Raw genomic sequence first — 12,640 nt, 5'->3', positions numbered from 1 at the left:
TTTGCGGGGGTGAAAGTTCATTTTGTTACATCTGGAGCCCTGTTTGCTGTGTCAACTCTGTGTCGTTTTGGTAGGCCTAAGGCCCTCCCAGGTGATCTTGTCGCGGTGAAATCCGAAGCAACATGGAATGACTTCTACGCCAGCTGTAAGAGCCAGGCGAAAGAGTTCGCCATAGCGAGGGTCTGCGCTATCCCCTGGGGCGAACGCTTGGACATCGTGGCGGCTGAGGCAGGGCACCAAGACTGCTCTGGATTCTGGAAGTACACCGATTAGCTCTTTGAGATGTTTTTGCCCTCGTTCTGTCACCGTGTCGGGAAAGAGGGCTAAGGAGTGTTCGATCCAGGTGGTGTTCTTGACCTCTAAGTAAATGGGTCTGGTGTCCGAGCAATTGGCATCAGGGGTTAACAGCAGGTCAATGCGACTGCGTCGGTTGCTTCCATAAGTCACTTCCGCACGGATTGCTGCGATAGGACCAAGCACTTGCTTGAGGTGTCCGGCTTCAATCGCGGCTCTGATCAGGCTATTGGCCAAGGCTGTGTTAATACCCACCCAGCAGAGGCCGCCCTGGGCGCTGGGTGCCTCCGCTTGCTCCCATGTCCAGGCCAACTTGCGCTTGGGAGAAGGCGCATGGCGGAGTCGCACTCTGCCTCCAGGATGAAGAACACCAGTCATCGGGCCCGTGTTGGCGCAGTGGGCTGTCACGATTTCGCCGCTGACTAGCTCCACATCGGCAAGGAAGCGCTTGTAGCGCTTCACCAATACTCCTTCCTCGAGTGGTGGGAATGTGAGCAGTGGACTCCCTAACGATCCTTTCGGGATGGCCTCGGTCATGGGGTTGCTTGCAGGGCTTGAGAATGCTGCTAAATGATCAGATGGTCGCAGCCCAAAGGCTTGTGAGAGATATCTGCTCAGCAATAATATTGATTGAACGATCAGCAAGCTGGTCCAACTTGCGAATTGGTCGAAGTGCTGCTTGCATTGTTTGTTGAAGGATTGGCTTCCCTATTTGAGCTGTTAATGGGCTTTGAGCTCGCGTAGGAAGTGGAAAAATCTCTGGCATCTTTTAGGAATTCAATACATCAAAATTTGATCGTTAAGCGTTGAATAAGTTGCTTTTGCGATCTCTGATTTTGCCAAAGCGTGGCATCGATTTTCCTTGGCCACTTTTGTTCTTCTTTGTCTCTGTCGTATTTAGAAGCGTCATCTTCTCTGGATGAGCAGTATCTGTTGACTTGTTACTCTGTTTGATGGCTTCTCGCCGCTGGTCGGAGTCGCAACTCTCCATCAATAGATTGCTGAAAAGTGTTGTAGGGTTAATAGTAATATTTCTTTGACGCATTAGGTTTGAATGGCTAACTCAAGTCTTTTGGCTGGGCAGAAAAGATATTATGTTCTGGCATTGATTTTCAGCTTAATCGTCTTTGTTGTTGTCATTGCGCCACTTTTTTACACGCCTTTTTCAGGCGATGATGTTTTTGATTCGGTGTGGCCAGAACAAAGGTTAATCGAGGGCAGAAGTCTGCTGGACGACACCATCATGTGGACCAGTTATTTTCAGAATGAATTCGGAAAGTTTAATCCGATAGCTCACTTTGTCGCTGGTGGCTTCTCGACTCTATTTGACCGGCGGGTTGATTTCAAGGTTGGCCAAATTGTTGCTGAAATAATTGTCGCTGGCTCATTGGCATATCTTGCCTCTATTCTTCTGCGCTCTCGTTGGGTGGCACCGATTGCGATATTGGTCTTGGCCTCTTTTACTTATTTCAGGCCTTATCCAGGGCCATATATATCTTTTGGAGTCACAATTAAATGGGTGACTTTGATATCTGTCTGGGGATTAATATGTGCTGTTCAATGGATGGAAAATCCAAGCAGGCTTCGCCGGCGATATTGGGGAGCTGGTTGGTTATTTACGACGACTATATATATATTTTCTTATGAACTTGTTGTCGCGCACCTGCTTGCAAGTGCATTTCTTGCAGGCCTTTGTCGGAGGCGAAGGGAGCGCAACAGTGCCTTAGTGGTTGTCTCCGTTTTGTCATTTCTCTATATGCTTTCGCGCGGATATCTTCTGTTGAATAGAACGGGATCTTATGCCGCTTATCAATTTGGTAATTCTTTGCCTATGGTAATTTCTGGAGCGGCAAAACAAGTTTTCTCTGCTTTGCCTTTGGCTCACTATGCCTATGTCAACACACTCGAAAATATTCCGCAGGGCTTGTACCTTCTGATTGGATGCGTATTGGCTATTTTGGCTGCCCTATCTTTTTTTGCTGTGCGTATAAGTTTGCCGAATCTGAAAGGAATACGGTCTAGAAATGTTGTTATATGTGTAGCGCTTGGTGCTATTTATATTCTTGTGCCAAGTTTGTTTAGTGGCTTGTCTAGCGGGCTTCAGGCTCTGCCATTGGGTGTTGGCTATCTTTTCTTGATGCCGCAGGTGATTGGACTTGCGCTTGCTTCTATTGGATTCATAACATGGATTGCTGGTCGTCAGGCTTTTGCTCCCCCTGGCAAGCTTGTTCAACCTTTCATTGTGATAGCGACTGCTTCATCATTTGTTTCTAATGTCAGTGTTATTTTTGCTGTAGATCCTCGGATTAATGTGCGCACATTGGGATATCCAAGAGAAATTGATGAACGCTTCCTTCTGGAGGGGATGAAAAATGTTCCTGCTCAATATCTTGATAAGCTATGGGCGCTTCCTCCAAGGCCATGGCTGACAAATTCAAATATACAAATCAGAGCTAAAAATCATGCGACCGTATTGAACCAATGGTGGCGATTCTCTAAACGTCCACCAATTGTGCCTTCTGAATGTGTCTTGTCTAATAATTCTGATGAGTGTCGAATAAGTCAGCCTGTTGTGGTGAACTTGACAAGAACATTGGATTACCGGCAGGCTTATACTTTGCTCGCAAAGTCTGACAGATTTAGGTTTTCGCCTTATTCATTTGAACTAGCCTCTGCAGTCAAGGAATCTAATAGGCCAAGATTCCCTAGTGGAGATGACTTTGAATCAGATGCCTATGCTTATAAGGCATTCGTATTTTTCGTAGGTCAGAAACAGCTCTCATGTCAAGAGGGACGAATCTCTACGAGTTCAGGAGATGAGATGAGTTTGAGATTGCACAAGCAGAATATATACGTTGTCGAAAATCAAGAGGGTTTTTGGATGGGGGAAATTCAGTTGAGAACATTTAAATGCTTAAGCAAAATCTCTGAATGATCTTCTGGGATAACGAGGCCGCAAGGTCTACTATCGCAACATAACGCTTTCATGATTTCTTTGGTCACTGCTGCTATTTATTCCAACTTTAGGGTGCACAACTAGATGGCCGCTGACTGTCAGTTCATCCTTTCGGGATGGCCTCGGTCATGGGGATGCTTGCAGGGCTTGAGAATGCTGCTAAATGATCAGATGGTCTGAGGCCCAAGGATGGGGAGATCCTTAAAGCGTATTGCTCTGGTTGTCACAGTCGGCACCTTGCTTAGCAAGGTGGGAGGGCTGGTTCGTCAGCTTGTGATTGCGGCTGCCTTCGGGGTAGGAGCGGCTTATGACGCTTACAACTACGCCTACGTCTTGCCGGGGTTTCTGTTGATTCTCCTGGGTGGGATCAACGGTCCTTTCCACAGCGCCATGGTCAGTGTCCTCAGCAGACGGCCGCGGCAGGAGAGCGCTCATGTGTTGGCGGCGCTCAACACCATGGTTAGTGCTGCTTTGTTGTTGTTGACGGCTCTATTAGTGCTGGCAGCCAATCCGTTGATCACTTTGGTGGGCCCAGGTCTGAGTCCTGAGCTGCATCGGATTGCTGTGGTTCAGCTTCAGGTGATGGCACCAATGGCTTTGTTGGCAGGTTTGATCGGCCTGGGCTTCGGCTCCCTTAATGCTGCTGATGAGTTCTGGATTCCGGCGGTTTCGCCAATCATGTCCAGTATTGCTTTGGTGGTCGGTGTCGGAGTTTTGTGGTGGCAGGTCGGCACGAACATCGGCTCCATGCAGTTCGCCCTTAGGGGTGGCATTGTTTTGGCACTAGCCACCTTGGTGGGAGCCCTGTTGCAGTGGCTGATTCAACTGCCGGCGTTGATCAGGCAAGGCTTGACCAAGATGAAGTTGGTTTGGGATTGGCATCATCCAGGTGTGCGGGAGGTATGGCAGGTCATGGGCCCGGCCACCCTTTCTTCAGGCATGTTGCAGATCAATGTCTTTACAGATCTGTTTTTTGCTTCCGGCATTTTGGGTGCGGCAGCTGGTCTGGGCTACGCCAATCTTTTGGTACAGACGCCTTTGGGGCTGATCTCCAATGCATTGCTGGTGCCACTACTGCCAACGTTTGCCAGGCTCACTGCCCAGGAAGATCGGCCTGCACTAGTCACTCGCATCCGTCAGGGGTTGATGTTGTCTACGGCCAGCATGGTTCCTCTTGGGGCCATGTTCGTGGCTCTTGGAACCCCAATCGTTGCTTTGGTGTACGAGCGAGGGGCCTTTGATGCCCAGGCTGCCAGCTTGGTGAGTGGATTGCTGATGGCCTATGGCGTGGGCATGCCTGCCTATCTAGCTCGTGATCTGCTGGTGCGTGTGTTTTATGCCCTAGGTGATGGCACTACCCCCTTCCGACTTTCTACGGCAGGGATTGGCTTGAATGTGGTGTTTGATTGGTTGTTGGTTGGTGGCCCAACCCCTTGGGGCCCTCAGTTGCCATTCAATTTCGGGGCTACCGGTTTGGTGCTGGCAACGGTTGCAATCAATCTGCTGACCTGCGGAGCTCTCTTGGTGGGCTTGCATTCGCGGCTAGGGGGCTTGCCTTTGCAACGGTGGGCTTTTGATGGCGTCAAGTTGCTTTGGGCTGGCCTGGCGGCAGGGTTTGCGGCTTGGGCTCTCGCGACCTTGATGCAATGGCCTCAGGACCTGCTGGGACTTTTGATTGAGGTGGGTCTGTCAGTGATCACCGGCCTTGCTGTATTCGCTCTAATCAGCATCTCTCTTGGTGTCGCTGAGGTGCGTGAGCTAGCGCGGGAGCTGCGTTACAGAGTTATTCCTCGCTGAGGCGAACTTCGCGATCCTCACGGACTTGAATTGGTAGCTCCAGATGGTCTCGGCCCACCAGCTGGGGTCCCTGTACCGAAACGATGCGTGCTTCGATCCCGAATTCCTGGAAGGCGTTTTCGAGCTCTTGAATCAGAGCTTTCTCCACCTGGTCCTCAGCATCGACAACTTTGCCGATGAGTCGCTCCCCTAGTGGTCCGATGCGTTGACGCATCACTTCACGGGCGTTGGTGACCTCGATGATCAGCACTGGCCCTCCATGGATGGCAGCAACCTTATCGGCAGTAGGGCTCCAGGATCTCCTCAAGGTCTCGAAGTTGAGAGGCTGGGATTAGGCGCGCCAGTGGTAGGCGGGTGCTCCCTCCACCTAGGGGCACTTGCACTGATTCCAGGGCTTGGCGGGCTGCCACATTGGCGCCTTCATTGAGCCTGACGCTGCATTCGATGGCAAGGTTTTCTGCAAGCCCTGCATCGCCCAGATAAAGGTGCCAGCTGGCGATCTGAAGGTAGATGCGATCGGCAAGGGATAGTTGTAGCTCTTTTAAATCTGCTGGATCGATTGTCATAAGTGATGGTCTTGCTAGGTGGATGCTGGCTTGATGTTGGGATCAGGATTGCTCTTCGGTGGTCTTGGCCTTGGGTCTTTTGACGACTACAAATGCAAGGTGGATGAAGAGTCCAGCAAGCCAGATTTCGCTGAACCAATCCAAGTGTGGCCATGGGTGGCGCATTTGTTGAATGAACCAAAGGCCACTGTTGAAAGCTGCAAAGGCCATGGCATGCAGGGTGAAGTTGACGATTCGAGCGAAATGTTGATAGGTCGGGTCGGTTGTGTCGGCGTTGCCGTACCAGCGAATTGGCATGAGCAGTGTCCTTGTAGATCTCTCGATTGTGGCGCTTGGATGAGACTCGGTTGACGAAGGCCCCCATGATGAAGTCTGATGTTTCCTTCTAAGCGCCTGTAGCTCAGCGGATTAGAGCATCTGACTACGGATCAGAGGGTCGGGAGTTCGAATCTCTCCAGGCGCGCTGATTAACTGCCCTTCGGGCAGTTTTTTTTTGCACTTGGGTCCGGCGGCGGTCTTAGGGCTAAGGGCTTTGCTTAAGACGTGAAGAACCATTGCCTACGATCCGAAAACTGTTGGGTTCTGTAAATGACGGATCGCTTCTTGGCTTCTATTAATGCTGCCCTGACGGATTCCGACCCGGCGATTGCGGGCTTGATCGATCAGGAGAGGCAACGTCAGGAGACCCATCTAGAGCTGATAGCCAGTGAGAACTTCACTTCTCAAGCTGTGATGCAGGCTCAGGGTTCTGTGCTCACCAACAAGTACGCCGAAGGTCTTCCCCATAAGCGCTATTACGGCGGTTGTGAGCATGTCGATGCGATTGAGGAGTTGGCGATCGAGCGTGCTCAGCGGCTCTTTGGTGCGGCTTGGGCCAACGTGCAACCTCATAGTGGCGCGCAGGCCAACTTCGCCGTCTTCCTGGCGCTGTTGCAGCCCGGTGACACCATCATGGGGATGGATCTATCCCATGGGGGGCATCTCACTCATGGTTCTCCTGTCAATGTCAGCGGCAAGTGGTTCAAGGTCGTTCATTACGGCGTGGAGCGTGATAGTCAGCAGCTCGATATGGAGGCTGTTCGTCAGCTGGCCCTGAAAGAGCGTCCTCAACTGATCATCTGCGGCTACTCGGCCTATCCCCGCACGATCGATTTTGCTGCTTTTCGCAGCATCGCTGATGAGGTGGGCGCTTACTTGTTGGCGGACATGGCACACATTGCCGGCCTTGTTGCGGCTGGGGTCCATCCGAGTCCTATTGCCCACTGTGATGTGGTGACGACGACCACCCACAAGACATTGCGTGGCCCCAGAGGGGGCTTAATCCTTTGTCGTGATGCGGACTTTGGCCGTAAGTTCGACAAGGCAGTGTTTCCTGGCAGTCAGGGCGGCCCTTTGGAACATGTGATCGCAGCCAAGGCTGTGGCCTTAGGAGAAGCTCTTCAGCCAGAGTTCCAGGCTTATAGCTGCCAGGTGGTGGCGAATGCCCAGGTTCTTGCTGGTCGCATTCAGGAGCGCGGGATTGCGGTGGTGAGTGGAGGAACAGATAATCATCTTGTCTTGCTGGATCTGCGCAGCATTGGGATGACCGGGAAGGTTGCTGATTTGCTTGTCAGTGACGTGAACATCACCGCCAATAAGAACACAGTGCCCTTTGATCCTGAGTCGCCTTTTGTGACCAGTGGTCTGCGCTTGGGCACGGCGGCGCTCACAACTCGTGGCTTTGAGGAGGAGGCATTCCGTGAGGTTGCTGATGTGATTGCAGATCGTTTGCTTAAACCGCAAGATGAATCGATCAAGGCGCAGTGCTTGGAACGGGTGAGACAACTTTGTGGCCGTTTCCCTCTCTACAGGGGTGCCCTCCAGCCAGCGCTTGCTTGACTGGCCCTTCGCTCTGGAATCACAGGTTTGCTCTGCCTAGGATTCATTCCATCGGCCCTTCTTTAGGTCGCTTGCTACAGGAGCGAACTTGACTCTCGCGAGCAGCCCCTTTGCTTTTGCTACGGCGAGCTTTGTGATAGCTGCTGTGCTTACCACTTTGGTTGTCCCACTCGTGCGGGCGCTAGGCCTTCACCTTGGTCTCACTGATCAGCCTGATTCCCGCAAGCAGCACAGCACTCCGATGGTGCGTCTTGGTGGCATCGCCATGGTGCTGGGATTTGGTTTGGCTCTGGCAGTGACATGGGGGCTGGGGGGGTTTGGTTTACTTGCGCCTGCGAAGGATCAGCTGATCTGGTCCACTCTGGCGGGGGCTCTTTGCTTTTTTGTGATTGGCCTGGCAGATGATTTGTTCGTTTTGTCTCCTTGGCCTCGTTTGGCAGGACAGGTGGCCGTTGCGTTTGCGATGTGGACTCAGGGGGTACGCATTGGAACGATTGAGTTCCCCTGGTTGGGGGAAGGCTCTTCTTCTTTAATTGCCTTGCCGGATTTGCTTAGCCTTGCTGCCACGCTGGTGTGGCTTGTGGGTATTACCAATGCCATCAATTGGTTAGATGGTCTTGATGGTCTTGCGGCAGGAGTGGCTGGTATTGCAGCTGTTGGTCTTGTGTCGGTCAGTTTTTCACTTCATCAAGTGGCTGCAGGTTTTCTGGCAGCTGCTTTGGCGGGCTGTTGTCTTGGTTTTCTGCGCCATAACTTCAATCCAGCCCGAATTTTTATGGGTGATGGCGGCTCCTATTTCCTTGGCTTTACCTTGGCAGCAATCAGCATCGTGGGACCAGCCAAGGGACTCACCACCGTCAGTCTGTTGCTGCCACTGTTGATTTTGTCTCTGCCTTTGGCTGATATGTCGGCAGTGATTATGGGTCGTTTGCGGGAAGGCCGTTCTCCCTTTTACCCTGATCGTCGCCATCTTCATCACCGTCTGCTGCGCGCCGGCTTCAGTCATCGCCGAACGGTGTTGTTGATCTACGTGTTTACACAATGGCTAGCAGCATTGGCCCTCGTGGTGGCCAATGCTGAAATGCGTTTTTTGTGGCTGGCTTTGGCGACAGCCATTCTCGTGGCGACAGTCGTGATCAGCCGTCGTCAACGTAGTGCTGAAGGTGTCTTCGTAGACCCTTCTAGCCCCCTTGCAGCTCCTAGTGATCCACGTGCCTATCGCGATGGTCATGGCTGAAGCTTCGGCTAGGCATGGTGTTGAGATCCTTTGCATCGGCACGGAGCTGTTGCTTGGCAACATCCTTAACAGCAATGCTCGTTGGTTAGCTGAGGAGCTGGCTGCTCTGGGGCTCCCTCATTACCGCCAAACTGTTGTAGGAGACAACGTTGAACGTCTCAAAGAATCAGTTTTGGAGGCTGTTGATCGCAGTCGAATTCTGATCACCACTGGTGGCCTAGGACCAACGCCTGATGATCTGACTACTGAAACTTTGGCGGCTGCTTTTGATACGCCGCTTGAGGAACGGCCAGAACTTTGGTTCGAGATTCAGGCCAAGCTCACTGCTGGCGGCAGCATTTCTGCAATCAGTAATCGCAAACAGGCGTTGTTCCCTCGTGGAGCTGAAATCCTTCCAAATCCTTCCGGCACAGCGCCGGGGATGATCTGGTGTCCTCGGCCGGGGTTCACTGTGCTCACCTTTCCGGGTGTGCCTTCTGAAATGAAGCAGATGTGGTCCCAGACAGCCGTGCCATGGCTGCGTCAGCACGGAGGAGTGGCTGACATCTTTGTGAGTCGGCTGTTGCGGTTTACAGGCATTGCTGAATCCACGCTGGCTGAAGAGGTGGCTGATTTGCTTGAGCAGGCCAATCCAACAGTGGCCCCTTATGCCGGCCTGGGAGAGGTGAAACTACGGATCACGGCCCGGGGGGCAACGGTGGAGCAAGCGAGGCAGCTATTGGATCCAGTGGATGCAGAACTCCGTCATCGCACCGGCTTGTTCTGTTATGGCTCGGATGATGAGAGCTTGGCTTCGGTTGTGCTGGATTTGTTGCGTCAACGAGGTGAGACCGTTGTAGTGGCAGAGTCTTGTACAGGTGGCGGAGTTGGTGCTGCTTTGGCTGCTGTTCCGAGAGCTTCTGAGGTTTTTCTTGGCGGGGTTATTGCTTATAGCAATGCCATTAAGCAAGCCCTACTGGGGATATCCACAGACCTTTTGCACCAGCACGGTGCAGTCTCGGATCCTGTGGTGCGGGCTATGGCTGAAGGCGCGCGTCAACGGCTGGGGGCAGATTGGTCCATTGCGGTGAGCGGTGTGGCAGGCCCTGGCGGTGGTACGCAGGCCAAGCCTGTGGGGTTAGTGCATATCGCAGTAGCTGGACCGCATGGCTGTGATGCAAGCCCTGTGCAGTTCGGTGTTCGTCGTGGAAGGTTGGCAATTCAGGAGCTGAGTGTGGTTCGCAGTCTCGATCGGCTGCGCAGGTTCCTGCTGGATGGGAGCTAAGGTTTTCGGCTACTGCCTCTGAACCTTGAGCTCCGGCACCCTCTACGACAAGGTGTGGGATCTTCATCGGGTGGCTGAACTGCCTGGTGGATCCACTCAGTTATTTGTGGGTTTGCATTTGATCCATGAGGTCACCAGCCCGCAGGCTTTCGCTGCTTTGCAGGACAAGGGTTTGCCGGTGCGGTGCCCTGAGCGCACCGTGGCGACTGTTGATCACATCGTGCCGACGATCAGTCAGAAGCGTCCGTTTGCTGACCCTTTGGCTGAGGAGATGCTCAGCACCTTGGAACGAAACTGTGCCAATTACGGGATTGTTCTTTGCGGCCTTGGCAGTGGCCGCCAGGGCATCGTGCATGTGATAGCTCCTGAGTTGGGGCTGACCCAGCCGGGCATGACTGTGGCTTGTGGTGACTCACACACGTCCACCCATGGGGCGTTTGGCGCCATTGCGTTCGGCATCGGCACCAGCCAGGTGCGGGATGTGCTTGCCAGTCAGAGTCTTGCCATGAACAAGCTCAAGGTGCGCCGGATCTGGGTCGACGGTCAGCTTGGTTCCGGTGTTCATTCCAAGGATTTGATCCTTCATGTGATCCGAAGCCTTGGGGTCAAAGCTGGCGTGGGCTATGCCTATGAGTTCGCCGGACCAGCCATTGATGTGCTCTCCATGGAAGAACGCATGACCCTCTGCAATATGGCGATTGAGGGAGGCGCCCGCTGCGGATATGTCAACCCTGATGGGGTCACTTTTGACTATTTGCAAGGACGGTTTTATGCGCCTACTGGGGAGGCTTGGCATCGGGCAGTGGCCTGGTGGAGCAGCTTGGCCAGTGATCCCAATGCTGTTTTTGATGATGAGGTGACGTTTGATGCGGCCAGTATTGCTCCAATGGTGACCTGGGGCATCACTCCCGGTCAGGGCATTGCTGTAGACGAATCGATACCGACTGCTGATTCGCTTGAGCCAAGTGAACGTCCAATCGCCGAGGAAGCTTGTCGCTATATGGATTTGGAGCCGGGAATGGCGATTGAAGGGGTTCCAGTTGATGTTTGTTTTATTGGCAGTTGCACCAATGGTCGTCTTAGTGATTTAAAGGCTGCTGCCGCTATTGCTAAGGGCCGCCATGTAGCACAAGGGATCAAGGCCTTTGTGGTGCCAGGGTCGGAACAAGTTGCCAGGGCTGCGGAAGCAGAGGGGCTTGATGGTGTTTTTCGGAAGGCTGGATTTGAATGGCGTGAACCAGGCTGTTCCATGTGTCTGGCAATGAATCCTGATCGTCTTGAGGGGCGTCAGATCAGTGCAAGTTCCAGTAACAGGAATTTCAAGGGGCGTCAGGGTTCGTCCCGAGGCCGCACCTTGTTGATGAGTCCCGCAATGGTGGCTGCTGCTGCCATTACCGGCCAAGTCACCGATGTGCGCAAGCTAATCAGCAACACTGTTCCTTCTCAAAGCTTCCACCAATGACGATTGAGGCTATACCTTTCCCCGATGGCTCTATAGACCAGGTTCAGGGCCGTGCCGTGATGTTGCGTGGTGACGACATTGACACGGATCGGATCATCCCAGCCCGGTTTCTTAAATGTGTGAGTTTCGAGGCGCTGGGAGATCAAGTTTTTGAGGATGATCGCTTGGAACTGGGTGGTTCACATCCCTTCGACCTGAAGGTTCATCAGGGGGCTTCGATCTTGGTTGTTAATGATAATTTCGGCTGTGGTTCTAGTCGTGAACATGCACCTCAAGCTTTGATGCGCTGGGGTGTCCGTGCGCTGATTGGACAGAGCTTTGCAGAAATCTTCTATGGCAACTGTCTAGCGCTGGGAATTCCATGTGCAACTGCCGCCTTTGCTCAGATTGATGCCTTGCAGCAGGCGGTAGCAGCGGATCCGTCGCAGCGCTGGGGCTTCAATCTTCAGGCTCAGCAGTTGACGAGTGCTGCGGGTTCATGGGATTTAAAGATTGAGTCTGGCCCTCGCGAGATGCTGCTTAGCGGACGTTGGGATGCCACATCGCAGTTGGTGGCTCAGGACGCAGCCCTAAAGCGCACGATGGCAGACCTCCCATACCTCAATGATTTTGTGGCGTCGCTGCATTGAAGGTTGTTTGTTGAGGAAACGGAAGATTGAATTTTTAGTGATTCGCTGCGGCAGATCATTGGCAGCGTGTCTATGAAAAGAGAAAGCGCGCTGGTCATGGTTTCTCTCCGTTATATCTGGACTGTGGTGCTCGTTCTGTTAGCTCCTCCAGCATTTGCGGCGCCAGTTGTGTCGCTCAATGTTGAGCCTTTTACAACACAGATGGAGCAGTTGCACCAATTCGGAGCGTGTAGGAGTTGTGATTTGCGCGGGGCAGACCTCCGTGATGCTCATTTGATTGGTGTAGACCTTCGCGATGCTGATCTGCGGGGTGCTCGTCTTGAGGGCGCGAATCTTGAGGGTGCTGATCTAAGTGGGGCTCGCTTGGATGATGCTCAGCTCAATGGGGCGGTGCTTACGAATACTGAGTTGAGTGGGACAGACTTGCGGCGTGCAGACTTAAGTGAGGCTGTGGTGATCAATGCTTACTCGCCAGATGTGCGTACGGAAGGAATGCAGTTTGCCGGTGCTGATTTAACCGGTAGTCATTTGATTTATGGGGGTGCTCCTTGATCAAC

The 12,640-nt window shown here is 52.9% G+C and carries 12 protein-coding genes and 1 tRNA gene; 9 read left to right on the top strand and 4 right to left on the bottom strand.

Annotated features, from left to right (window positions below; genetic code table 11):
- Positions 1-51 precede the first annotated feature (51 nt).
- Entirely contained in the window at positions 52-831 is a 780-nt protein-coding gene (gene sfsA, locus SIB74_RS09305; protein WP_063397003.1) for a DNA/RNA nuclease SfsA, read from the bottom strand.
- Between the two features lie 517 nt (positions 832-1,348).
- On the opposite strand from sfsA, the gene SIB74_RS09300 reads away from it, so the two are divergent.
- Both SIB74_RS09300 and murJ read left to right on the top strand, forming a co-directional pair.
- Positions 1,349-3,229 (top strand): hypothetical protein, encoded by a 1,881-nt coding sequence (locus tag SIB74_RS09300; protein WP_156486176.1) that lies wholly within the window; start codon positions 1,349-1,351, stop codon positions 3,227-3,229.
- Positions 3,230-3,439: 210 nt separating this feature from the next.
- Complete coding sequence (gene murJ / locus SIB74_RS09295) at positions 3,440-5,047, top strand: murein biosynthesis integral membrane protein MurJ (protein ID WP_063396837.1); 1,608 nt, start codon at positions 3,440-3,442, stop codon at positions 5,045-5,047.
- On the opposite strand, the gene SIB74_RS09290 is transcribed toward murJ, so the two are convergent.
- The 3 genes from SIB74_RS09290 to SIB74_RS09280 are packed head-to-tail and all read right to left on the bottom strand — an operon-like array spanning position 5,034 to position 5,910.
- Entirely contained in the window at positions 5,034-5,297 is a 264-nt protein-coding gene (locus SIB74_RS09290; protein ID WP_011131217.1) for a hypothetical protein, read from the bottom strand. The genes murJ and SIB74_RS09290 overlap by 14 nt on opposite strands.
- Positions 5,298-5,322: 25 nt before the next feature.
- Positions 5,323-5,613, bottom strand: a complete 291-nt coding sequence (locus SIB74_RS09285; protein WP_011131216.1) for a DUF3181 family protein — start codon at positions 5,611-5,613, stop codon at positions 5,323-5,325.
- Positions 5,614-5,655: 42 nt separating this feature from the next.
- Positions 5,656-5,910 carry a 2TM domain-containing protein gene (locus SIB74_RS09280; RefSeq protein ID WP_074159162.1) on the bottom strand — a complete coding sequence of 85 codons (255 nt, stop codon included), beginning with the start codon at positions 5,908-5,910 and terminating at the stop codon, positions 5,656-5,658.
- Between the two features lie 92 nt (positions 5,911-6,002).
- Between SIB74_RS09280 and SIB74_RS09275 the strand changes: the two genes are divergently transcribed.
- The 7 genes from SIB74_RS09275 (at position 6,003) to SIB74_RS09245 (ending at position 12,635) form a co-directional block, all read left to right on the top strand.
- A tRNA-Arg gene (locus SIB74_RS09275) sits at positions 6,003-6,076 on the top strand.
- A gap of 125 nt (positions 6,077-6,201) precedes the next feature.
- Positions 6,202-7,491, top strand: coding sequence for a serine hydroxymethyltransferase (gene glyA / locus SIB74_RS09270; protein WP_063396838.1), 1,290 nt, complete (start codon positions 6,202-6,204; stop codon positions 7,489-7,491).
- An 88-nt stretch (positions 7,492-7,579) separates the two neighbouring features.
- Positions 7,580-8,728: an MraY family glycosyltransferase gene (locus tag SIB74_RS09265; protein ID WP_063396839.1), complete on the top strand. Its 1,149-nt coding sequence runs from the start codon at positions 7,580-7,582 to the stop codon at positions 8,726-8,728.
- Positions 8,721-9,992: a competence/damage-inducible protein A gene (locus tag SIB74_RS09260; RefSeq protein ID WP_197463324.1), complete on the top strand. Its 1,272-nt coding sequence runs from the start codon at positions 8,721-8,723 to the stop codon at positions 9,990-9,992. The genes SIB74_RS09265 and SIB74_RS09260 overlap by 8 nt, the downstream gene beginning before the upstream one ends.
- A 25-nt stretch (positions 9,993-10,017) precedes the next feature.
- A complete protein-coding gene (gene leuC, locus SIB74_RS09255; protein WP_063396840.1) occupies positions 10,018-11,454 on the top strand; it encodes a 3-isopropylmalate dehydratase large subunit in 1,437 nt (478 codons plus the stop codon).
- Positions 11,451-12,083 (top strand): 3-isopropylmalate dehydratase small subunit, encoded by a 633-nt coding sequence (locus tag SIB74_RS09250; protein WP_063396841.1) that lies wholly within the window; start codon positions 11,451-11,453, stop codon positions 12,081-12,083. Before leuC ends, SIB74_RS09250 begins: the two co-directional genes overlap by 4 nt.
- A gap of 96 nt (positions 12,084-12,179) precedes the next feature.
- Positions 12,180-12,635 (top strand): pentapeptide repeat-containing protein, encoded by a 456-nt coding sequence (locus tag SIB74_RS09245; RefSeq protein ID WP_231906135.1) that lies wholly within the window; start codon positions 12,180-12,182, stop codon positions 12,633-12,635.
- The last annotated feature ends 5 nt before the right edge of the window (positions 12,636-12,640 follow it).

This window comes from Prochlorococcus sp. MIT 1306 (genome assembly GCF_047304515.1).
GTDB classification, from domain to species: domain Bacteria; phylum Cyanobacteriota; class Cyanobacteriia; order PCC-6307; family Cyanobiaceae; genus Prochlorococcus; species Prochlorococcus marinus_D.
The sequence above is the reverse complement of the archived record's forward strand: the minus strand, read 5'-3'. Positions and strand labels throughout refer to the sequence as shown.